Source organism: Streptomyces sp. NPDC048353 (assembly GCF_055587165.1).
The window spans coordinates 1,022,730-1,043,948 of record NZ_JBVJGU010000001.1; the positions used below are offsets into that span (position 1 = coordinate 1,022,730).

At 74.5% G+C, this 21,219-nt stretch carries 22 protein-coding genes; 14 read left to right on the plus strand and 8 right to left on the minus strand.

All coding sequences use genetic code 11. The features are described from left to right. The first annotated feature begins 32 nt into the window (after positions 1-32). Both ACZ6RC_RS04575 and ACZ6RC_RS04580 read left to right on the plus strand, forming a co-directional pair. Positions 33-620 carry an ArsR/SmtB family transcription factor gene (locus tag ACZ6RC_RS04575; RefSeq protein WP_391140701.1) on the plus strand — a complete coding sequence of 196 codons (588 nt, stop codon included), beginning with the start codon at positions 33-35 and terminating at the stop codon, positions 618-620. Continuing rightward, complete coding sequence (locus ACZ6RC_RS04580) at positions 617-1,876, plus strand: MFS transporter (protein ID WP_469579217.1); 1,260 nt, start codon at positions 617-619, stop codon at positions 1,874-1,876. Before ACZ6RC_RS04575 ends, ACZ6RC_RS04580 begins: the two co-directional genes overlap by 4 nt. A 53-nt stretch (positions 1,877-1,929) precedes the next feature. On the opposite strand, the gene ACZ6RC_RS04585 is transcribed toward ACZ6RC_RS04580, so the two are convergent. Continuing rightward, the gene (locus ACZ6RC_RS04585; RefSeq protein WP_469579218.1) at positions 1,930-2,565 is read right to left on the minus strand and encodes a TIGR03085 family metal-binding protein; all 636 of its coding nucleotides are present in this window, start codon (positions 2,563-2,565) and stop codon (positions 1,930-1,932) included. 84 nt (positions 2,566-2,649) lie between these two features. Here ACZ6RC_RS04585 and hisI point away from each other — a divergent pair, with 84 nt between their 5' ends. The 11 genes from hisI (at position 2,650) to lgt (ending at position 11,866) form a co-directional block, all read left to right on the plus strand. Beyond that, a complete protein-coding gene (gene hisI / locus ACZ6RC_RS04590; protein ID WP_391140698.1) occupies positions 2,650-3,000 on the plus strand; it encodes a phosphoribosyl-AMP cyclohydrolase in 351 nt (116 codons plus the stop codon). Positions 3,001-3,011: 11 nt separating this feature from the next. Beyond that, positions 3,012-4,511 (plus strand): anthranilate synthase component I, encoded by a 1,500-nt coding sequence (locus ACZ6RC_RS04595; protein WP_391140697.1) that lies wholly within the window; start codon positions 3,012-3,014, stop codon positions 4,509-4,511. Between the two features lie 6 nt (positions 4,512-4,517). After that, entirely contained in the window at positions 4,518-5,207 is a 690-nt protein-coding gene (locus ACZ6RC_RS04600) for a TIGR02234 family membrane protein (protein ID WP_391140696.1), read from the plus strand. A gap of 133 nt (positions 5,208-5,340) precedes the next feature. Continuing rightward, positions 5,341-5,589 carry an HGxxPAAW family protein gene (locus ACZ6RC_RS04605; protein WP_391140695.1) on the plus strand — a complete coding sequence of 83 codons (249 nt, stop codon included), beginning with the start codon at positions 5,341-5,343 and terminating at the stop codon, positions 5,587-5,589. A gap of 443 nt (positions 5,590-6,032) precedes the next feature. Continuing rightward, on the plus strand, positions 6,033-6,413 hold the full coding sequence (locus ACZ6RC_RS04610) for a DUF2752 domain-containing protein (protein ID WP_469579448.1): 381 nt from the start codon (positions 6,033-6,035) through the stop codon (positions 6,411-6,413). A 130-nt stretch (positions 6,414-6,543) separates the two neighbouring features. Beyond that, entirely contained in the window at positions 6,544-7,353 is an 810-nt protein-coding gene (gene trpC, locus ACZ6RC_RS04615) for an indole-3-glycerol phosphate synthase TrpC (protein WP_391140694.1), read from the plus strand. A 67-nt stretch (positions 7,354-7,420) separates the two neighbouring features. Then, on the plus strand, positions 7,421-7,636 hold the full coding sequence (trpM, locus tag ACZ6RC_RS04620) for a tryptophan biosynthesis modulator TrpM (RefSeq protein WP_391141199.1): 216 nt from the start codon (positions 7,421-7,423) through the stop codon (positions 7,634-7,636). Positions 7,637-7,747: 111 nt separating this feature from the next. Further along, entirely contained in the window at positions 7,748-9,043 is a 1,296-nt protein-coding gene (gene trpB / locus ACZ6RC_RS04625) for a tryptophan synthase subunit beta (RefSeq protein WP_391140693.1), read from the plus strand. Further along, a complete protein-coding gene (gene trpA / locus ACZ6RC_RS04630; RefSeq protein ID WP_469579222.1) occupies positions 9,040-9,855 on the plus strand; it encodes a tryptophan synthase subunit alpha in 816 nt (271 codons plus the stop codon). The genes trpB and trpA overlap by 4 nt, the downstream gene beginning before the upstream one ends. Positions 9,856-9,919: 64 nt before the next feature. Further along, positions 9,920-10,744: a thioredoxin domain-containing protein gene (locus ACZ6RC_RS04635; RefSeq protein ID WP_391140691.1), complete on the plus strand. Its 825-nt coding sequence runs from the start codon at positions 9,920-9,922 to the stop codon at positions 10,742-10,744. Positions 10,745-10,828: 84 nt separating this feature from the next. Next, on the plus strand, positions 10,829-11,866 hold the full coding sequence (lgt, locus tag ACZ6RC_RS04640; protein ID WP_469579225.1) for a prolipoprotein diacylglyceryl transferase: 1,038 nt from the start codon (positions 10,829-10,831) through the stop codon (positions 11,864-11,866). A 136-nt stretch (positions 11,867-12,002) separates the two neighbouring features. Here lgt and ACZ6RC_RS04645 read toward each other — a convergent pair whose 3' ends face one another. From ACZ6RC_RS04645 to ACZ6RC_RS04675, 7 genes are read right to left on the minus strand one after another with little or no spacing between them, the layout of a single operon-like run. Next, positions 12,003-12,800 (minus strand): HpcH/HpaI aldolase/citrate lyase family protein, encoded by a 798-nt coding sequence (locus tag ACZ6RC_RS04645; protein ID WP_469579227.1) that lies wholly within the window; start codon positions 12,798-12,800, stop codon positions 12,003-12,005. Continuing rightward, complete coding sequence (locus ACZ6RC_RS04650) at positions 12,797-14,011, minus strand: CaiB/BaiF CoA transferase family protein (protein ID WP_469579229.1); 1,215 nt, start codon at positions 14,009-14,011, stop codon at positions 12,797-12,799. Before ACZ6RC_RS04650 ends, ACZ6RC_RS04645 begins: the two co-directional genes overlap by 4 nt. Then, positions 14,008-14,928 carry a ribokinase gene (gene rbsK / locus ACZ6RC_RS04655; RefSeq protein ID WP_469579231.1) on the minus strand — a complete coding sequence of 307 codons (921 nt, stop codon included), beginning with the start codon at positions 14,926-14,928 and terminating at the stop codon, positions 14,008-14,010. Before rbsK ends, ACZ6RC_RS04650 begins: the two co-directional genes overlap by 4 nt. Beyond that, the gene (locus tag ACZ6RC_RS04660; RefSeq protein WP_469579233.1) at positions 14,925-16,343 is read right to left on the minus strand and encodes an ADP-ribosylglycohydrolase family protein; all 1,419 of its coding nucleotides are present in this window, start codon (positions 16,341-16,343) and stop codon (positions 14,925-14,927) included. Before ACZ6RC_RS04660 ends, rbsK begins: the two co-directional genes overlap by 4 nt. Then, positions 16,340-17,491 carry an ADP-ribosylglycohydrolase family protein gene (locus ACZ6RC_RS04665; protein WP_469579235.1) on the minus strand — a complete coding sequence of 384 codons (1,152 nt, stop codon included), beginning with the start codon at positions 17,489-17,491 and terminating at the stop codon, positions 16,340-16,342. Before ACZ6RC_RS04665 ends, ACZ6RC_RS04660 begins: the two co-directional genes overlap by 4 nt. Next, complete coding sequence (locus ACZ6RC_RS04670; protein ID WP_469579237.1) at positions 17,472-19,016, minus strand: ADP-ribosylglycohydrolase family protein; 1,545 nt, start codon at positions 19,014-19,016, stop codon at positions 17,472-17,474. The genes ACZ6RC_RS04665 and ACZ6RC_RS04670 overlap by 20 nt, the downstream gene beginning before the upstream one ends. Next, on the minus strand, positions 19,013-20,023 hold the full coding sequence (locus tag ACZ6RC_RS04675; RefSeq protein WP_453615288.1) for an ADP-ribosylglycohydrolase family protein: 1,011 nt from the start codon (positions 20,021-20,023) through the stop codon (positions 19,013-19,015). The genes ACZ6RC_RS04670 and ACZ6RC_RS04675 overlap by 4 nt, the downstream gene beginning before the upstream one ends. 219 nt (positions 20,024-20,242) lie before the next feature. Here ACZ6RC_RS04675 and ACZ6RC_RS04680 point away from each other — a divergent pair, with 219 nt between their 5' ends. Further along, on the plus strand, positions 20,243-20,971 hold the full coding sequence (locus tag ACZ6RC_RS04680) for a VIT1/CCC1 transporter family protein (RefSeq protein WP_391140682.1): 729 nt from the start codon (positions 20,243-20,245) through the stop codon (positions 20,969-20,971). The last annotated feature ends 248 nt before the right edge of the window (positions 20,972-21,219 follow it).

The window sequence follows — 21,219 nt, forward strand, 5'->3', positions numbered from 1 at the left end:
GCAAGATTCCTTTCGTATCTACGGTCGTGTCCATGACCTCGCAGGAGAACCGCCGCATCACCGATCTCGGCACCCTCAAGGCGCTCTCGCACCCCCTGCGGATGCGCCTCTACCGCGCCCTCTTCGTCGCCCGCACCGCCACCGCGTCCCAACTCGCCGAGCAGGTCGACGAGGCGGTCTCCCTCGTCAGCTACCACCTGCGCAAACTGGCCGAGCACGACCTCATCGAGGAGGCTCGCGGTCACTCCGACGACGGCCGCGAACGCTGGTGGCAGCCCAGCTCGGACGGCCTCTCCATCCGTGACGAGGACGTCCGGGGCACGCCCGAACTGGTCGCCGCGAGCGACGCCCTCGGCCGCACGATCAACGAGCAGCGCGTCGCGCTCCACCGCCGCTTCCTCGACGAACGGCTGACCTGGTCGGACGCGTGGCGCTCGGCGTCCGTCAGCTCCGAGTGGCTGCCCCGGCTGACCGCGGCCGAACTCGCCGCGCTCGGCAAGGAGCTCGACGCGCTGCTCAAGAAGTACGACACGGCGGCCCGCGCCGCCGAGCAGGCCGGGGACACCGAGGGCCGCGAGAACGTCGCCGTCCACCTCCAGGGCTTCCCCTACCGGTCATGACGGCGCTCACCGAAACCGCGGCCGCCGCCCGCCCCGCACACCGCGACCCGAACGTCCTGCGCTGGCTCGGCGGGTACTCCGCCTCCGCCCTGGGCGACAGCATCTACTACCTCGCCCTCTCCTGGACCGCCGTCCGCGGGGGCACACCCGCCCAGGCCGGGCTGGTCATGGCCGTCAGCGCCGTCCCGCGCGCCCTGCTCATGCTCGGCGGGGGAGTCGTCGCCGACCGCTTCGGGCCCCGCCGGGTCGTCCTGCTCTCCGACACGGTCCGCTGCCTCGTCGTCCTCGCCGTCGCCGCCGTCCTGCTCCTCAGCAGCCCGGCCCTGTGGGTGCTCGCCGCCGTCGCCCTGGTCTTCGGCACGGTCGACGCCCTCTTCCTGCCCGCCGTCGGCGCCCTGCCGCCCCGGATCGCCGCCCGCGACCAGCTCGCCCGCGTCCAGGGCATGCGCGGCCTCGCCCAGCGCGCCGCGCTCGTCCTCGGGGCCCCGCTCGGCGGCCTCGCCGTCGCCCTCGGCGGCCCGGCCGCCGCGTTCGGGGTCGCCGGACTCCTCTTCGCGGCCTCGCTGCCGCTGCTCCTCGCGCTGCGGATCACCCCGCTGCCGGGCGGCGCGCCGGCCAGGGACCGCGCGGCCCTGCGCGACCTCGCGGACGGCCTGCGCTATCTGCGCGGGCACCGGGTCCTCGGGCCGCTGGTGATCGTCGTCGCGCTCAGCGACCTCGGCTTCGTCGGCCCCCTCAACGTCGGCCTCGCTCTCCTCGCCGACGCGCGGGGCTGGGGCGCATCCGGCATCGGCTGGGTCCTCGCCGGATTCGGTACGGGAGCAGGCGGCGCGTCCCTGCTGCTGACCGTGCGGGGCCGCATACCGCGCGCGGGGGCTGTCCTGGGCTGGACGATCGCCCTCGGCTCGATCTGCCTGGGCGCCCTCGCGTACGTTCCCGACCTGCCGGTCGCCGTGGCCCTCGCGCTCTGCGTGGGGCTGCTCGCGGGGGTCAGCGGCGCGCTGTGCGGCGCGCTCACGCAGACCGAATGCGACCCCGCGTACCTCGGCCGGGTGACAGCGGTGACCGGTTTCGTCAGCCTGGGCCTCGCCCCGCTGAGCTTCCCCCTGACGGGCGCGGCCGTCGGCCTGTGGGGCCTCGGCCCGGTGTTCGTGGCGAGCGCCGCGTTCTGCACCCTGGGCGGCGCGTACGGCCTCTCCGTCACGGCCCTGCGCCGCGCGGAGCTCCCCGGCGGGAGCTCCCGGGACGCCCTCTAGGGCGTGTTTGACGCCCCCAGCCCCGCCCTGCGGGCGGACGACGCTACTACGCCCTAGATCCCCAGCTGCTTCGCCTGCTGCAGCCGCTCCACCGCGTCCTGCTCGCCGTCGATCTCCACCTTCGCCGCGTCCTGCCGGCCGAAGAGGAACATCGTCAGCTCACCCGGCTCCCCGGAGACCGTCACCACCGGCGTGCCGCGGTGCGCCACCGCCGTCTGGCCGTTCGGGCGGCGCAGCACCAGGCCGACCGGCGCCCTGCGGCCGAGCAGGCGCGCCCCCTTCTCCAGGCGGGCCCACAGCACGTCCGAGAAGACCGGGTCCAGCTCGCGCGGCGACCAGTCGGGCTGGGCGCGGCGGACGTCCTCCGCGTGGACGTAGAACTCGACCGTGTTCGCCCCCTCGTCCACCTGCTTGATGGTGAACGGCGACATCTTCGGCGGACCCGTCCGGATGAGCTGGACCAGCTCCTCGTACGGCTTGTCCGCGAATTCGGCCTGCACCCGGTCGAGCCGCCCCTTCAGCAGCGGTACGACCGATCCGGCCGCCGCGTCCGGCCGGCGCTCGCGCACCACCACGTGCGCCGCGAGGTCCGTGGTCAGCCACCCCTCGCAGAGCGTCGGGGCCTCGGGCCCGGCCGCCTCCAACAGATCGGCGAGGAGAAGTCGTTCACGCTTGGCATGGGTCGACATGCCCGCCAGCGTACGGCGCCCGCCGCCGTTCCGCCCAGTGGACGCCTTTCCGGGCGAACGCGCCGGTCACGGCAGAATGGCCCCATGAGCAGCAATCTCGACCCGGCCCTCGCCGCCCGCCTCAAGCGCAGCGCGGACGGTCTCCTCCCCGCCATCGCCCAGCAGTACGACACCGGGGAGGTGCTGATGCTCGGCTGGATGGACGACGAGGCCCTCCACCGCACCCTCACCACCGGCCGCTGCACCTACTGGTCGCGCAGCCGCCAGGAGTACTGGGTCAAGGGCGACACCTCCGGCCACGTCCAGCACGTCAAGTCCGTCGCCCTCGACTGCGACGCCGACACCGTCCTGGTCAAGGTCGACCAGGTCGGCGCCGCCTGCCACACGGGCGCCCGCACCTGTTTCGACGCCGACGTGCTCCCGCTCTCCCAGTAAGGTCAGCCGCCATGGACCTCGAGACCTTCCGCAAGCTGGCGGCCGACCGCCGCGTGATCCCTGTCAGCCGCCGGCTCCTCGCGGACGGCGACACCCCGGTCGGGCTCTACCGCAAGCTCGCCGCCGAACGCCCCGGCACCTACCTCCTCGAGTCCGCCGAGAACGGCCGCTCCTGGTCCCGCTACTCCTTCGTCGGCGTCCGCAGCGGCGCCACCCTCACCGTCCGCGACGGTCAGGCGCACTGGCTCGGCACCCCGCCCGTCGGCGTCCCCACCGACGGCGACCCCCTCCAGGCCCTGCGCGCCACCGTCGAGGCCCTGCACACGCCCCGCGACCTCGCCTCCGGCATGCCGCCCTTCACCGGCGGCATGGTCGGCTACCTCGGCTACGACATCGTCCGGCGCCTGGAGAAGATCGGCGAGCACGGCCGCGACGACCTGCGGCTCCCGGAGCTGACCATGCTCCTCACCAGCGACCTCGCCGTCCTCGACCACTGGGACGGCACCGTCCTGCTGATCGCCAACGCCATCAACCACAACGACCTGGAGACCGGCGTCGACGAGGCGTACGCGGACGCCGTCGCCCGCCTCGACGCGATGGAGGCCGACCTGGCCCGCCCGGTCGCCACCGTCCCCGCCGCGCTCCCCGCCTCCGAGCTGCCCGCGTACTCCGCCCTCTGGGGCGGCCCCGCCTACCAGGACGCCGTCGAGGACATCAAGGAGCGCATCCGGGCCGGCGAAGCCTTCCAGGTCGTGCCCTCGCAGCGCTTCGAGACGCCCTGCGGCGCCTCCGCGCTCGATGTCTACCGCGTGCTGCGCGCCACCAACCCCTCCCCGTACATGTACCTCTTCCGCTTCGAGAACGGCTTCGACGTCGTCGGCTCGTCGCCCGAGGCCCTGGTCAAGGTCGAGGACGGGCAGGCGATGCTCCACCCCATCGCCGGCACCCGGCACCGCGGCGCGACCCCTCAGGAGGACCACGACCTCGCCGACGAGCTGCTCGCCGACCCCAAGGAGCGCGCCGAGCACCTGATGCTCGTCGACCTCGGCCGCAACGACCTCGGACGGGTCTGCGAGCCGGGCTCCGTCGAGGTCGTCGACTTCATGTCGATCGAGCGGTACTCGCACGTCATGCACATCGTCTCGACCGTCACCGGACGGGTCGCCCGGGGCCGGACCGCCTTCGACGTCCTCACCGCCTGCTTCCCGGCCGGCACGCTGTCCGGCGCCCCCAAGCCGCGCGCCATGCAGATCATCGAGGAGCTGGAGCCGTCGCGGCGCGGACTGTACGGCGGGTGTGTCGGCTATCTCGACTTCGCCGGGGACGCCGACACCGCCATCGCCATCCGCACCGCCCTGCTCCGCGACGGCACCGCGTACGTGCAGGCCGGAGCCGGTGTCGTCGCCGATTCCGACCCGGTCGGCGAGGACGACGAATGCCGCAACAAGGCGGCCGCCGTGCTCCGCGCGGTGCACACCGCCAACCGGATGAACGCCGCGCCGGGCGCGTAAGGGATAGTGGGGTACGTGAGTGCTGTACCCGTACCCCAGCCCCGAGCCGCCCGCGCGAGCGGCACGGCCGCCGCGCCCGGCGGCCGCCGCAGCCTTGCCGCGGCTCTCCTGCTCGGCGCCCTCGGAGCCACCGTCGTCCTGCTCTCCTCGGGTCAGATCTGGGCCGAGGGAACCGCGGCGGTCGGCGGCGGCACCGTGCCCGTCGAGGCCGACGGCGGCGCCGTCACCGGCGTCCCGACGGCCCTCGCCATCGTGGGACTCGCCGCGCTGGTCGCCGTCTTCGCCGTCCGCCGCACCGGCCGCACCCTCGTCTCCGGGCTCCTCGCCCTCAGCGGGGCAGGCGCGGCGCTGGCCGCGCTCCTGGGCGCCTCCGACAGCGACGCCCTGGACGCGGAGGCCGCCCGCATCAGCGGCGACACGGCCGCCTCGGTGGCCGGTCTGACCCACACCGCGTGGCCGTACGTCGCCGCCGCCGGCGCGCTCCTGATCCTGCTCGCCGGGCTCCTCGCCCTGCGCTACGGCAAGAGCTGGCCCGCGATGGGCGGCCGCTACGAACGCGAGGCCGGCCCCCGGGGCGCCCGCCCGGCCCGCGGCCCCGCCCGGCCCGGCGCCGCGAGCGCCGCCGGCGACCCCGACCGGCCGGAGGACCTGTGGAAGGCCCTGGACCGCGGCGAGGACCCGACGCGCGAGAGCTGAGCGCGACGCGTGATCCTTGCGGCACCCCGATTCATCGCCGCGCCCCTGTGTGCGGGACAATGACCGTGAGTGTCCGCGCACGCGTGACCTCACCACTGAGCCACCACCGAGCAACAGCAACGAGGAGCAACTCATGGCGGGCAGCGCCCACGGACACACCCCGGCCGCCTGGACCGGTGTCATCATCTCCTTCATCGGCTTCTGCATCGCCGGGGTCTTCATGGTGGCGGCCAACGTGGCCGGCTTCTGGGCCGGGATCGCCGTCATCGCCGTCGGCGGTGTCGTCGGCCTCGCCATGAAGGCCGCGGGCCTCGGCATGCCGAAGGAGTCGGAGCACGTCGCCGCCGCCCGTGCGGCGGCGTCCGAGAAGGCGCGCGTCTGACCCACGACCTGCCGGAAGGCGCGGTCCGGCCATGCCGGGCTGCGCCTTCTCGCGTCAGGGGCGAGAATCACCGCGTGGAAGCGAAGCCGACGGCCCCCGCCGTGACCGACGAAGCAGCCCCGCCGACGCCTCCGGCACCGCCCGAGCAGCGGCCGGGAGGGGACGCCCGGGCACCTCGGGAACCCGCGGACGGGCCGACCGGCCCGAAGGACCACCCCCATGCCCCCGGGGGCGCGCCCACCGCCTCCGCGGGCCACCGATCCGGGGACGGCCCCGGCGCGCCGTACCGGGACGCCCACGGCACGTACACGGACAGGGACACGCCAGGGCCGGCGTACGGAAGCCCAGGGCCCGGCCACGGGCCCTGGGCCGCCCACGGCGCCACAGAGGCCTCAGGAGGCCCCTCAGGCCTCCCCCTCGCGCCCCGGTCGCTCGGTCGGCGACTGCTCACCCCCGTAGGCGCGCTCGGCGCGGTCGCCGCCGCCTTCGCCTACGTCGGGGCCATCGACCCCAACGAACCCGGGCACTACCCCGTCTGCCCCCTCCTGCGCTTCACCGGCCTGTACTGCCCCGGCTGCGGCGGCCTGCGCAGCGCCCACGCGTTCGTCCACGGCGAGTTCGGCACCGCCCTGGGCGCCAACGCCCTCGCCGTCGTCGGCTACGGCCTGTTCGCGGTCGTCATGGCCGTATGGCTGATTCGCGCCGTCCGCGGGCTGCCGAGCCGCTTCGTGATCTCCCCGGCCCTGTGGTGGGCGATCGGCGCCGTCCTGGCCGCCTTCACCCTCGTACGGAACCTGCCGTTCGGCGCCGCGCTCGCCCCGTGAAGTCCCAGCACGTGGGACGCACCTCCACCGGATGCGGGCCTCGCGCCCCGCTGCGGATACCATCGACATGGCTGAACCTGGTTCATCTTCACCACCGTCACCATCACCCTCCCGGAAGGGGGCCTCTCGCGTGAGTGTGCTCGACGAGATCATCGAAGGCGTGCGCGCCGACCTCGCAGAGCGGCAGGCGCGGGTCTCCCTCGAGGAGCTCAAGGAGCGCGCCGCCAAGGCGCCGCAGGCCAAGGACGGCGTCGCCGCACTGCGCGGCGAAGGCGTCACCGTGATCTGCGAGGTCAAGCGCTCCAGCCCCTCCAAGGGCGCGCTCGCCGCGATCGCCGACCCGGCCGGCCTCGCCGCCGACTACGAAGCGGGCGGCGCGGCCGTCATCTCCGTGCTCACCGAGGAGCGCCGCTTCGGCGGCTCGCTCGCCGACCTGGAAGCCGTACGCGCCCGGGTCGACATCCCGGTCCTCCGCAAGGACTTCATCGTCACGGCCTACCAGCTGTGGGAGGCCCGGGCCTACGGCGCCGACCTCGCGCTCCTGATCGTCGCCGCCCTCGAGCAGGAGGCCCTCGTCTCCCTGATCGAGCGCGCCGAGTCCATCGGCCTGACGCCGCTGGTCGAGGTCCACGACGAGGACGAGGTCGAGCGCGCCGTCGACGCGGGCGCCCGGATCATCGGCGTCAACGCCCGGAACCTCAAGACGCTCAAGGTCGACCGCTCCACCTTCGACCGCGTCGCCCCGGAGATCCCGGCCGGCATCGTCAAGATCGCCGAGTCCGGCGTCCGCGGCCCGCACGACCTCATCGCCTACGCCAACGCCGGCGCCGACGCCGTCCTGGTCGGCGAGTCGCTTGTGACCGGCCGCGACCCCAAGGCCGCCGTCGCCGACCTGGTCGCCGCCGGCGCCCACCCGGCCCTGCGCCACGGCCGGAGCTGACCCGACCGTGACCCGCCGCCACGACACGCCGCACGCTCCGGGCCCCGCCGCCCGGTGCGCGGTCGGCGTGCCGTCGGCGCCCGGCCGCCGCGGCAGGCTCCGTACCGCCGCCGCGCCCGTCCACGCCCCGCTCGCCCGCGGCTGCCGCCCGCGCGGCTGCCGCGCGCCCGCCCGCCGCGTCCACGGCCGCCGAGTGCGGTACGTCATCGGCGACGAGCCCGGCCAGGTCAACGGCATGCGATGGCCCACGCGCCCCGCGCGCACCACCACGACCACCGTCTGACACCCCTGCGGCCCCCGTAGGGGCGAGTGCGACGGCGGCCCCGGGTGCGCGCCCCACGTGATCACCAGACCGCACGTCACACGGGGCGACCGCCCCGCGAGGAGCAGACGCATGTCCAGCGAGTTCTTCATCCCGGACCCCGAGGGTCAGGTCCCCACCGCCGAGGGCTACTTCGGCGCCTACGGCGGCAAGTTCATCCCGGAGGCCCTCGTCGCCGCCGTGGACGAGGTCGCCGTCGAGTACGACAAGGCGAAGGCCGACCCCGAGTTCGCCCGCGAGCTCAACGACCTCATGGTCCACTACACCGGCCGCCCCAGCTCCCTCACCGAGGTGCCCCGGTTCGCCGGGCACGCCGGCGGCGCCCGGATCTTCCTCAAGCGCGAGGACCTCAACCACACCGGCTCGCACAAGATCAACAACGTGCTGGGCCAGGCGCTGCTCACCAAGCGCATGGGCAAGACCCGGGTCATCGCCGAGACCGGCGCCGGCCAGCACGGCGTCGCCACCGCCACCGCCTGCGCCCTCTTCGGGCTCGAGTGCACCATCTACATGGGCGAGATCGACACCCAGCGCCAGGCGCTGAACGTCGCGCGCATGCGGATGCTCGGCGCCGAGGTCGTCGCGGTGAAGTCCGGCAGCCGCACCCTGAAGGACGCCATCAACGAGGCCTTCCGCGACTGGGTCGCCAACGTCGACCGCACCCACTACCTCTTCGGCACGGTCGCAGGACCCCACCCCTTCCCCGCCATGGTCCGCGACTTCCACCGCGTCATCGGCGTCGAGGCCCGCCGCCAGATCCTGGAGCGTGCCGGGCGGCTGCCCGACGCGGCCGTCGCCTGCGTCGGCGGCGGCTCCAACGCCATCGGCCTCTTCCACGCCTTCATCCCCGACACCGGCGTCCGCCTGATCGGCTGCGAGCCGGCCGGCCACGGCGTCGAGTCCGGCGAGCACGCCGCCACCCTCACCGCCGGCGAGCCCGGCATCCTCCACGGCTCCCGGTCGTACGTCCTCCAGGACGACGAGGGCCAGATCACCGAGCCGTACTCCATCTCGGCCGGCCTGGACTACCCCGGCATCGGCCCGGAGCACTCGTACCTCAAGGACACCGGCCGCGGCGAGTACCGCGCCGTCACCGACGACGAGGCCATGCAGGCCCTGCGGCTGCTCTCCCGCACCGAGGGCATCATCCCGGCCATCGAGTCCGCACACGCGCTGGCCGGCGCGCTCCAGGTCGGCAAGGAGCTGGGCGAGGACGGCCTGATCGTCGTCAACCTCTCCGGGCGCGGTGACAAGGACATGGACACGGCCGCCCGCTACTTCGGGCTGTACGACACGAACGCGGCCCCGGTCGAGGCCGACGCCGCCGCCGAGGACGGCGCGGGCGAGATCCGGAGGGACACCAAGTGAGCGGGAACATCCAGCTGCTCGGCGACACGCTGGCCAAGGCCAAGGCCGAGAACCGCGCCGCCCTCATCGCCTACCTCCCGGCCGGGTTCCCGACCGTGGACGGCGGCATCGCGGCCGTCAAGGCCGTCTTCGACGGCGGCGCCGACATCGTCGAGGTGGGCCTGCCCCACAGCGACCCGGTCCTGGACGGCCCGGTCATCCAGACCGCCGACGACATCGCCCTGCGCGGCGGCGTCCGGATCGCCGACGTCATGCGCACCGTCCGCGAGGCCCACGACGCCACCGGCAAGCCGGTGCTCGTCATGACGTACTGGAACCCCATCGACCGCTACGGCGTCGAGCGCTTCACCGAGGAGCTGGCCGCGGCAGGCGGCGCGGGCTGCATCCTGCCCGACCTGCCGGTCCAGGAGTCGGCCACCTGGCGCGAGCACGCCGACAAGCACGGTCTCGCCACCGTCTTCGTCGTCGCGCCGAGCAGCAAGGACGAGCGGCTGGCGACCATCACGGCCGCCGGTTCCGGCTTCGTCTACGCCGCCTCGCTCATGGGCGTCACCGGCACCCGCGCCTCGGTCGGCGAGCAGGCCGCCGACCTCGTCCGCCGCACCCGCGCCGCCGGCGAGCTGCCGGTCTGCGTCGGGCTCGGCGTCTCCAACGCCGAGCAGGCCAAGGAGGTCGCGACCTTCGCCGACGGCGTCATCGTCGGGTCCGCGTTCGTCAAGCGCCTGCTCGACGCCGAGGACGAGGCCGCCGGACTCGCCGCCGTAAGGGAACTGGCGGGCGAACTCGCCGAGGGCGTGCGCCGCACTTCGTAACCCGTATGGGTGGACCTGGGACCGGGGAGGCGCGGACGTGCCTCCCCGGTTCGTTGCTGTGGGCGTGAGCGAGAAGAACCGAGACGGTAAGCAGAGCGCGCGGGAGCGCCTCAAGGAGCAGCGCGACCGCGACAAGGCGCGCGCGAAGCAGCGGCGGGTCCTCATCGTGTCGGCGGCGGTGGTCGGAGTCCTCGGCCTCGCCGCGGTCGCCGGGGTCATCGCCGCCAACACCGGCGGCAAGGACAGCGGCTCGGACAAGGCGGGCCCCGTCGTCGCGCCCACCGGCGCCATCGGCGACGACACCCCGGCCATCCCCACGGGCCGCCCGGACGCCCCGGCGACGCTCACGATCTGGGAGGACTTCCGCTGCCCGGCGTGCGCGTCCTTCGAGAACGCCTTCCGGGACACCATCCACGAGCTGGAGGCGTCCGGCGCCCTCAAGACCGAGTACCACCTGGCCACCATCATCGACGGCAACATGGGCGGCAGCGGCTCCCTGCGCGCGGCGAACGCCGCCGCCTGCGCCCAGGACGCCGGGAAGTTCACGGCGTACCACGACCTGCTCTACGTCAACCAGCCGCCGGAGACGGACGACGCCTTCGCCGACAACGCCAAGCTGCTCGAACTGGCCGCCAAGGTGCCGGGACTCGACACCCCCGCGTTCCGCAGCTGCGTCGAGGACGGCACCCACGACAGCTGGGTCGGGAAGTCGAACACCGCCTTCAAGAACAGCGACTTCCGCGGCACCCCGACGGTGCTCCTCGACGGCGAATCGATCTTCCCGACGAAGGGGAACGAGCAGATCTCCCCGGAGAACCTGAAGAAGTGGGTCGCCGAGGCCGGCAAGGGCAAGAAGCCCGGCACGGCATCCCCGACGGCCGGCGGCTGACGACCGGCCGGCGGCGGTAGTTACGCATACGTTGCCGGGCGGGCTGCCGTCCCGCCCGCCCGGCAGGGTAGCGTCGGTCCTGCCATGGACCTTGCCTACATTCCCAGCCCGTCGACCGGTGTGATCAACCTCGGACCGGTTCCGCTGCGCGGCTATGCCTTCTGCATCATCATCGGTGTCTTCGTTGCCGTCTGGTACGGCAACAAGCGCTGGATCGCCCGGGGCGGCAAAGCCGGCACCGTGGCCGACATCGCCGTCTGGGCGGTGCCCTTCGGCCTCGTCGGCGGCCGGCTCTACCACGTGATCACCGACTACCAGCTGTACTTCAGCGAGGGTGAGAACTGGGTCGACGCCTTCAAGATCTGGGAAGGCGGCCTCGGGATCTGGGGCGCCATCGCGCTCGGCGCGGTGGGCGCCTGGATCGGCTGCCGCCGCCGGGGCATCCCGCTGCCGGCCTACGCGGACGCCATCGCCCCCGGCATCGCCCTGGCCCAGGCCATCGGCCGCTGGGGCAACTGGTTCAACCAGGAGCTGTACGGCAAGCCGACCGACCTGCCGTGGGCCCTGAAGATCAGCGCCGGCGCGAACCGCGAGGCCGGGCTGTACCACCCGACCTTCCTGTACGAGTCGCTGTGGTGCATCGGCGTCGCGCTGCTCGTCGTCTGGGCCGACCGCCGCTTCAAGCTGGGCCACGGGCGGGCCTTTGCCCTCTACGTCGCCGCGTACTGCGCAGGCCGCGGGTGGATCGAGTACATGCGCGTCGACGAGGCGCACCACGTCCTCGGCCTGCGGCTGAACGTCTGGACGGCGATCGTCGTCTTCGTCCTCGCCGTCGCCTACATCGTGATCTCGTCGCGGGTCCGCCCCGGGCGGGAGGAGACCGTGGAGCCCGAGGCGAAGGGCGACAAGGCGTCCGGGACCGCGAAGGACACCACGGACCCCGACGGCTCCGAGTCCTCCGAGTCCTCCGCGGACGCGAAGGACGGCGACGCCGAGGGCATCGGGACCTCGGCGACCGGGGACGGCGCAACCGGCTCCGACGCCGGGGCCGGGGAGGCCGCGGCGGGCGAGTCCGCCAAGGACGGTGCCGACCACGGGGCGGGAGCGGCCGGCAAGAGCTGACCGCCGACACGACACGCACAGGGCCGCCCGGCACCGGAAGGTGCCGGGCGGTTCTGTCGTCCTCCGGTTCCGCTGCCTGCCCCTGCCCCTGCCCCTGCCGTCCGGGCCGGGGGTCTTCGCGTCCGGGGCCCGCCGGTCACGCCCTCGCCGCCAGGGCCAGGACCTGGCGGGCGCCGGTGACCACGGCCGCGTCGACGAAGCGGCCGTCCGGGAGGGCCAGGGCACCCTCCTCCGTCTCCGCCGCCTTGACGACCTCCTCGGCGGCGGCGACCTCGTCGGGCGTCGGGAGGTACGCCTGCTCGATGACGGCGAGCTGGCGCGGGTGGATCGCCGCCCGGCCGAGGAAGCCGAGGGCGCGGCCCCGGGCGCAGTCGGCGGCCAACGTGTCCAGGTCGTGGATGTCGGGGTGCACGGACTGGGCCGGGGGCGGGAGGGCGGCCGCGCGGGCGGCGACCACGACGCGGCCGCGCGGCCAGTCGAGACCGCTGTCGTGGCGCAGCCCCAGGTCGGCGCGGAGGTCCGCCTCGCCGAGGGCGATGCCGTGGACGGCCGGGTGGGCCGAGGCGATGGCGTAGGCGTGCTCGACGGCCAGCGCGCTCTCCAGGAGCGGGAAGAGCGGAACGCCGGGGGCCGCTTCGGCGATCCGGTGGATGTCAGTGGCGTGTGTCACCTTGGGAACACGGAAACCGCCGAGGCCGGGGAGGGAGGCCAGCGGAGCGATGTCCCGTGGGGTGTGGATGCGGACATGGATCGGTACGGGTTGGGGGTCGGAGAGCAGATCGACGGTGGCGGCCAGGGCGTATGCCCTGCGGTCCGGGGCCACCGCGTCCTCCAGATCGACGATGACCACGTCGGCGCCGGAGGCCAGGGCCTTGCCGACGACGGCGGGACGGTCGCCGGGGGCGTACAGCCAGGTGAGGGGGAGGGGGGTCATACGGCCCCCTCGGCGCGCAGCGCGCTGATCTCGGCGGGGGAGAGGCCCAGCTCCGCAAGCACGTCGGCGGTGTCGGCGCCGTGCGGCCGGCCGGCCCAGCGGATCGCGCCGGGGGTGTCGGAGAGCCGGAAGAGGACGTTCTGCATGCGGATCGGGCCCAGCTCGGGGTCGGGCACCTCGGTGACGGTGTCCAGGGCGCGGTACTGCGGATCGGCCATCACGTCCCGGATGTCGTAGACGGGCGCGATCGCCGCCTCGGCCTTCTCGAAGGCGGTCATGGCTTCCTCACGCGTGTGGCGGGCGATCCAGGTGCCGACGGCGTCGTCCAGGACGTCCGCGTGGTCGGCGCGGCCGGCGCCGTCGGCGAACCACGGCTCGTCGATCAGGTCAGGGCGGCCCACCAGGCGCAGGACGCGCTCGGCGATCGACTGGGCGGAGGTCGAGACGGCGACCCAGGAGCCGTCGGAGGTGCGGTAGGTGTTGCGGGGGGCGTTGTTGCGGGAGCGGTTGCCGGTGCGCGGCTGGACATAGCCGAGCTGGTCGTACCAGAGGGGGTGCGGTCCGATGACGGAGAGGATCGGTTCGATGATCGCCATGTCGACGACCTGGCCACGGCCGGTGGCCGTCCTGGCCGTGATCGCGGTCATCACCGCGTACGCCGTCGCGAGGGCGGCGATCGAGTCGGCGAGGCCGAAGGGGGGAAGGGTGGGCGGGCCGTCCGGCTCGCCGGTGATGGAGGCGAAGCCGCTCATCGCCTCGGCGAGGGTCCCGAAGCCGGGGCGGTGGGAGTACGGGCCGAACTGCCCGAAGCCGGTGACGCGGGTCAGGACCAGGCCGGGGTTGACGGCAGACAGCTCCTCCCAGCCCAGACCCCAGCGTTCCAGGGTGCCGGGGCGGAAGTTCTCCACGATCACGTCGGCGTCGGCGGCCAGGCGCAGCAGGGTGTCCCGGCCGCCGGGGGCGGACAGGTCGAGGGTCATGGTCCGCTTGTTGCGGCCGAGGACCTTCCACCACAGGCCGACCCCGTCCTTGGCCGGGCCGTGGCCACGGGACGGATCGGGCTTGCGCGGGTGCTCGATCTTGACGACGTCGGCGCCGAAGTCGCCGAGCATCATCGCGGCCAGGGGCCCGGCGAAGAGGGTGGCGAGATCGAGGACGCGCAGACCGTGGAGGGGGGCGGCCCGCTCGGGGGAGGGCGGCGAGGGCCTCATACGGCGTCGACCTCCCGTCCGCTGAGGGAGCCGTGGGCGGTGTCGATCTCGGAGCGGTACGGCATCGAGGACGAGGCGCCCTCGCGCTGGACGGAGAGCGCGGCGGCGGTCGACGCCCAGGCCAGCGCCTCGGGGACGGGGCGGCCCTCGCCGAGGGCGACCGCGAGCGCGCCGACGAAGGTGTCGCCGGCGGCGGTGGTGTCCACGGCCCGGACGCGGGGGGCGGGGACGGTGACCGGTTCGCCGCCCCGGGCGAGGTAGAGGCTGCCGGCGGAGCCGAGGGTGATGACGACCTCGGGCACGTCCCGGAGCAGCGCCGCGGCGGCGGCGTGCGGGTCGGCGATGCCGGTGAGCGCGGCGGCCTCGTGCTCGTTGGGCACCAAGAGGTCGGTGACGGCGAGGAGTTCGGGCGGGAGGGGCTGGGCGGGGGCGGGCGTGAGGACGGTGCGGACGCCGAGGCGGCGGGCGGTGGCGGCGCCCTCGGTGACGACGGAGAGGGGGAGTTCGAGCTGGAGGAGGAGGGTGTCGGCGGTGGCGATCAGGGCCTCGTCGCCGTGGTCGAGGGAGGTGACGGTGCCGTTGGCGCCGGGCACGACGACGATCGCGTTGCCGCCCTCGTCGTCGACGACGATGTGGGCCGTGCCCGAGGGGCCCTCGGAGGTGCGCAGCAGGTCGGTCTCGACCCCGGATGCCTCGAGCGTGTCGCGGAGCCGTACGCCGAATTCGTCGTTGCCGACCGCGCCGATCATCGACACGTCGCCGCCGGCGTGGGCTGCTGCGACGGCCTGGTTGGCGCCCTTGCCGCCGGGGATGGTGCGGAACTCCCGGCCGGTGACGGTCTCTCCGCGTGCGGGGGCCCGGGACACGAAGGCGACGAGGTCCATGTTGGTGCTGCCGAGCACCACGATGCCGGTCATGGGTGTACTGCCTCCAGGAGTGTCAGTTCGGCCAGGGTGTCGAAGCCGATGCCGTCGAAGGACGGGACCGAGGTCGACAGTCGGTTCTTGAGGGGGGAGGTCCAGCGGTCGGGCAGCCGGTCGGGGTGGCCGGCGAGGAGGCCGGCGACCGATCCGGCGGTGGCGCCGTTGGAGTCGGTGTCCCAGCCGCCGGAGACCGCCGCGCAGACGGAGCGGGAGAAGTCGCCGTCCGCGTGGGTGAGCGCGGCGGCGAGCAGGGCGGCGTTGGGGACGGCATGGACCCAGTGATACCCGCCGAGGACGGAGTGGAGCCGGTCCACGACGGCATCGAAGTCCTCGGTCGTGCGCGCGGCGTCGATGCCGAGGCGGACGGCCTCGGCCAGGCGGGAGCGGGGAGGGATCACGGTGAGGCCGGAGGCCAGCGCCCGGTGGACGTCGGCGGTGCCGGTCGCGGCGGTGGCGAGGACGGCGGCGACGAACATGGCGCCGTAGACGCCGTTGGCGGTGTGGGTGAGCGCCGCGTCCCGGTGCGCCTGCGCGGCGGCGGCGACCGGGTCACCCGGGTGGGTCCAGCCGTGGACGTCCGCCCGGATCTGGGCGCCGATCCACTCGCGGAAGGGGTTGCGGCGGACGGCGGTGAGCGGGGGTTCGACACCGTCGAGGAGATTGCGGTAGGCGACGCGCTCGGCCGTGAAGGTGCGGCCGGCGGGCAGTTCGTCCAGCCAGAGGCGGGCGACGTCGGCGGTGGTGAAGTCGCGGCCGTACCGCTGGAGGAGCAGCAGATCGAGGAGGGGGTAGTTGAGGTCGTCGTCCTCGGGCATGCCGTCGATGTTCTCGGCGAGCGAGGTGGGCGCGGAACGGCGGTTCCAGGGGTGGGCGGCGAGCAGCTCGGGCGGCACGCCCTTGGCGGTGAACCACGAGGAGAGGGGCCAGTTGCCGGTGGCGCGGGCGAGGGCGCGGATGGCGGGGAGGGGCAGCTTCTCGACGGGCTTGCCGAGCAGACACCCGGCGGCGCGCCCGAGCCAGGCGGCGTGCAGCCGGTCCCGAAGGGAGGAGGACGGCCCCGGGGCCGCCGCAAGGGCCGGAGCCGGTGCCTGGGTCGGGGCCGGGCCGGGCTCCGGCGGCGGGGAGGCGCCGGGCGCGCTCGCGGCGGCCTGGATGGCGGCGAGCGAGGTGGGTTCCAGCGGCGCCAGGGGGGAGGGCAGGGCGGCCAGTTCGTCGAGGAGGCGTTCCGCCAGCGGGCGGAGGTCGGGGCGCGGGATCGGGGACGCGCCCGCCAGGGGAGGCGCCGGCCGGCCGCCCGCCGCCTGCCAGCGAGCGGCGACCGCGGAGGCGTCGCGGCCGTCCTCCGCCGCCTGGCGCAGTTCGTGGCCGACCAGGTCCTCCGGCTGCACCCAGGTCACGCGGAGGTTCATCGGCCCGCGCTCGTCAGAGCCGCGTACGCCGACTCGTGCGCCCGGCGGCGGGCGGTGTCCCGCTCGAACACCTCCCGTGCGACCGTGCTCAGCGCCGCGGCCGGGGCGTGCAGGTCCAGCCGGCTCGCCTCGGCGACCTGCTTCGACCAGTCGGAGGGGACGGCGGCCTCGCCGCGCAGCGCGCCCACGATCGCCCCCGCCATCGTCGCGATCGAGTCGCAGTCACGGCCGTAGTTGACCGAGCCCAGGACCGTACGCCGGTAGTCGCCCTCGCCCACCAGCAGCATCCCCAGGGCGACGGGCAGCTCCTCGATCGCGTGCAGCCGCGAGGGCCGGCGGGCGCCCAGGGAGGGGGCGCGGTAGTCCGGGCCCACCGAGTCGAACGGCGCCACCGCCGCCCGCAGCGGCTCCAAGGCCGACTCGAAGTCCGTGTGCCGGGCGGCCACTTCGGCGACGGCCTCGATCGCCGCGCGGGTGCCGTCCTTCGCCAGGCGGAGCGCCGTGTCCACCACCGACCCGGGCGTGGCGGACGGCACGCAGGCGGCGGCCACCGCCGCGGCGAACACCCCCGCCGCCTCCCTGCCGTACGAGGACTGGTGCGCGCCCGCGACGTCCAGCGCCTCGGCGTACGCGGCCTCCGGGTTCGCCGCGTTGACCAGGCCCACCGGCGCCATGTACATCGCCGCACCGCAGTTGACGATGTTGCCGTTGCCGGCCTCGCGCGGGTCGGCGTGGCCGTAGTGCAGACGGGTCACGATCCACTTCTCGGCGAGGAAGATCCGCTGGAGGGGGAGGGCTTCGGCCTCCAGCTCCGGGATCCAGACGGGACGTGCCATGAGTTCGGGTACCAGATGGTCCGCCACGGCGTACGCGTCGAGGTGGTCGCGCACCCTCTCGTACACCCTGATGAGGGCGTGGGTCATCAAGGTGTCGTCGGTGACGTGCCCGTCGCCCTTGTGGTACGGCGCGATGGGGCGGGCCGTGCGCCAGGAGTCGCCGTTCCAGGGGCCGACGATGCCGGTGATCCGGCCGCCGTGGCGTTCCAGGATCTGGGTCGGGGTGTAGCCCTCGACGGGGCCGCCGAGGGCGTCGCCCACGGCGGCGCCGACGAGGCTGCCGGTGATCCGGTCATCCAGTGTGGGGGTCATGTCGGAATTGTCCACCCGGTGTGGCCGGTTCCGTGTCTCCCAGCCGCTCGGCGAGTTCGACCAGGTCCGTGCCCGCGAGGCGGGGCAGGGCGCAGCCCGCGAGGGTGCGGCAGGCGTCGCGCCAGGTGGCAGGGACGGAGTCGCCGCCCCCGAGCGCCCCGGTGAGCGCGCCGGCCAGTGCGGGAGCGGAGTCGGCGACGCGGGAGAGGCAGGCGGCGGCGGGGACGGCCGCGGCCGTCCGGCCGCGCGCGGCGAGCGCCAGGGCGAGGGCGACGGGGACGGTCTCGGCGGCGGCGATGCCGTAGCTGTAGACGTGGTCGACGATCTGGTGCTCCAGGAGGGGGACCAATTCGAAGGCGTCGGCCGCGTCCTGGGCCATCTTCACGGCCTGCCGGGCGTTGCGCCCGATCTCGGTGGCGGGCGGGAGCTGGGCGAGCGCGGCCGCCACGGCGTCGTCGACGGTCGCCCCGCCGAGGGCCGCGGCGACGGCCGCCGCCATCGCGCGGGCGCCGTGGACGCCGTCGCCGTCCTGGGTGTACCGGGCGTCGAACTCGGCGAGTTCGGCCGCGGCGACCGGGTCGCCCGGGTGGACGACGGCCAGCACGACGGCGCGGACGCAGGCGGCGTCGTCGAAGTAGTGGGGGTTGTCGTGGCCGGTGGCGGGCGGGCGCAGACCGGTGGCGAGATTGCCGAGACCGGCGCGGACCGAGATCCGGGCGCGCAGGGGCAGTACGGCGGACTCCACCTCGGGGGCGCGGTCGGCGGCGGCGGCGACCTGGCCGGCGAGCGAGTTCCAGGCCAGGTCGACGGCGGCCCGGAGGCGGCGCTCGGGGGCGAGGGAGGAGAAGAGGGGGCCCGCGGCGGCGAGGACGGCCTCGGCGGTGAAGACGGCCCATTCGGCGTCGTCGGAAGGGCCGAGACGCAGCGGCTCGGGCGGCTGGTTCAGGGCGATGGGGACGGGCAGGGTGGTGGTGGCGTTCTGCTCGGCGAACGTGTCGAGTTCACGGGTGAGCCGGCGGGTCCACTCCGGCATCCGGGCGGCCCGGTGCCGCGCCGCGGGCCACCCGGCGGCGTCCCCCGCGGCGAGCCCGAGGAGCAGCCCCTCGACACGTGAGACGGAGACCCGCGGGGCCCGGACATCCGCCTGGACCCGCCCGGCCCGGACACCCGGCCCGCGGCCCGGTCCGGTCAGGACACCCGCCTCGGTCGTCAGGACGCCTGCCTCACCGGTAAGGACACTCGCCTCGACCGCCAGGACGCCTGCCTCGCCGGTCAGGACACTCGCCTCGACCGCCTCGACCGCCTCGACCGCCTCGACCGCCTCGACCGCCTGGACCGCCCCGGCGGGCCGGGTGCCCGGGTCCGGGCCGTCCTCCGGGGCGCGGGGGGCTCCGGACCGGGCCGCGGTGTCCGGAGGCGGGTGCGGGGGCCAGGTGTCGGCCGGGAGGTCGTCGGCGGGGTGATCGTCCGTGGTCGGGGCGGCGCCGGAGCCCCAGGTGCGGTGGGTGGAATCCGTCGTGGTCATGCGGCGTCCTCCTCGTCCGTCGTCAGCAGGTCCGCGATGTCCAGGACGTGGTAGCCCCGCATCGACGGCAGACAGCTCCCCTTCACCGGGCCGATCACGGACCCCCACTCCTCCGGGATCGCCGACGCGCCCGCCGCCGCCCCGGCCAGGGCGCCCGCGACCGCCGCCGTGGTGTCGGCGTCGCGGCCCATGTTGACCGCGGTCAGCACGGCCGTACGGAAGTCGCCCCGCGCCGCCGCGAAGGCGCCGAAGGCGAGGGCCACGGCCTCCGGGGCCAGGTCCGTCCACGGGTAGCCGCCGATGACGACCGCGGAGCGGACCGTGCGCTCCCGGGTCAGGGGATCGGGCTGGATCCGCTGCGCCGCCACCACCGCGCGCCGCATCGAGCGGGCCGTCCAGGAGTCCATCGGGATCACCGAGAGCGCGGCCGCGATGACCGAGGTCACCGACGCGCCCGCCATCGCCGCGGCGACGCCCGCCGCGACCGCCTGGCCGCCGTAGATCCCCTCGCCGTCGTGGCTGACGGTGCCGTCGATGGCGACCAGCCGGGCCGCCTCCGCGGGGCGGCCCGCCGCGAACACCCCGAAGGGGGCCGCCCGCATGGCGAGCCCGTCCGACCAGGCGTGGCGGTGCTGGGCCGAGATGGGAGCGGCGAGCCCCCGCCGCAGGTTCTCCAGGGTGCCCCGCTCGCTGAACCCGGCACCCCGGAAGGGCCCCTCGTCCAGATCGGCGATCCAGTGGTGCCAGGCCCGCTCCACGTGCCGGACGGTCAGGGCCGAGCCGTGCCGGGCGAGCAGCAGTCCGGAGAAGATCGCGTACTCCGTGTCGTCGGTGCCGGCCGGCCGGTCCGTCACGAAACCCTCGATCCGGCCCCAGCGGCGGCGGATCTCCGAGGGACGCAGATTCTCGGCGGGCGCCCCGAGCGCGTCGCCGACCGCGAGGCCGAGCAGCGCCCCTCGGGCGCGCTCGCGCGTGTCACGGGTCGTGGTCCCCGTCTCGGTCCCCATCTCGGTCCCCTTTCGCGGTTCCTGAATCTGTGCCACCGCGGGGGCCCGAAGAGTGCGCGGAATCGTTTCTGTCACCCGCCTGAACCCCGTCACCAAGATCAGGTACGCCTTACTAAGTACGGCCTGCCTTGCTGGCGCGCCCCTTACATCGAGCGTAGTTTCGAGGGTGTTGAGGGGAGGCGGGGTCCGCCCGACCCGCCGGAACGACAGGGGAGAAGCATGTCCATCATCGAGACCGAGGCACCACTTCACGAGGCCCACCGCGACAACCACACGCACCGCGACGTGAACGGCGGATGGCTCCGCCCCGCGGTGTTCGGCGCGATGGACGGACTCGTCTCCAACCTGGCCCTGATGACCGGTGTCGCCGGCGGCGCGGTCTCCCAGCAGACCATCGTCATCACCGGCCTCGCCGGACTGGCGGCCGGCGCCTTCTCCATGGCGGCGGGCGAGTACACCTCCGTCGCCTCCCAGCGCGAGCTGGTCCAGGCCGAGCTGGACGTCGAACGCCGGCAGCTGCGCAAGCACCCCGTCGACGAGATGGAGGAGCTGGCCGCGCTCTACGTCTCCCGGGGCGTCGAGCCCGCGCTCGCCCGCGAGGTGGCGATGCAGCTCTCCCGCGACCCCGAGCAGGCGCTCGAGATCCACGCCCGCGAGGAGCTGGGCATCGACCCCGACGACCTGCCGTCGCCGATGGTCGCCGCCGTGTCGTCGTTCGGTTCGTTCGCGCTCGGCGCCCTGCTCCCCGTCCTGCCGTACCTGCTCGGGGCGACCGCGCTCTGGCCCGCCGTGCTGCTCGCCCTCGTCGGGCTCTTCGGCTGCGGCGCGCTGGTGGCCCGCGTCACGGCCCGCAGCTGGTGGTTCAGCGGACTGCGCCAGCTCGTCCTCGGCGGAGCCGCCGCGGCCCTGACGTACGGACTCGGCATGCTCTTCGGGGCCGCGCTCTGACGCCACGGCCCGCCAGGACCGCTCCCACCTGCGCGTTCACCCCAGGAAGGCCCTCGCCCTGCGGCGGGGGCCTTCTCCGTGCATGCTTGCTGTGACGTATATCCCCTGGGCCAATCCGCCGGACCAGTGAGACACTATGCACAGCGCAACATATCTAGCCGTTACTCATCGGTTTCGAACACGAAACCGCCGGGCATGAGGCGTAAGCGCTGCGGGCAACGAAGCCCGCTCCGCGACGGGTCGTCGAA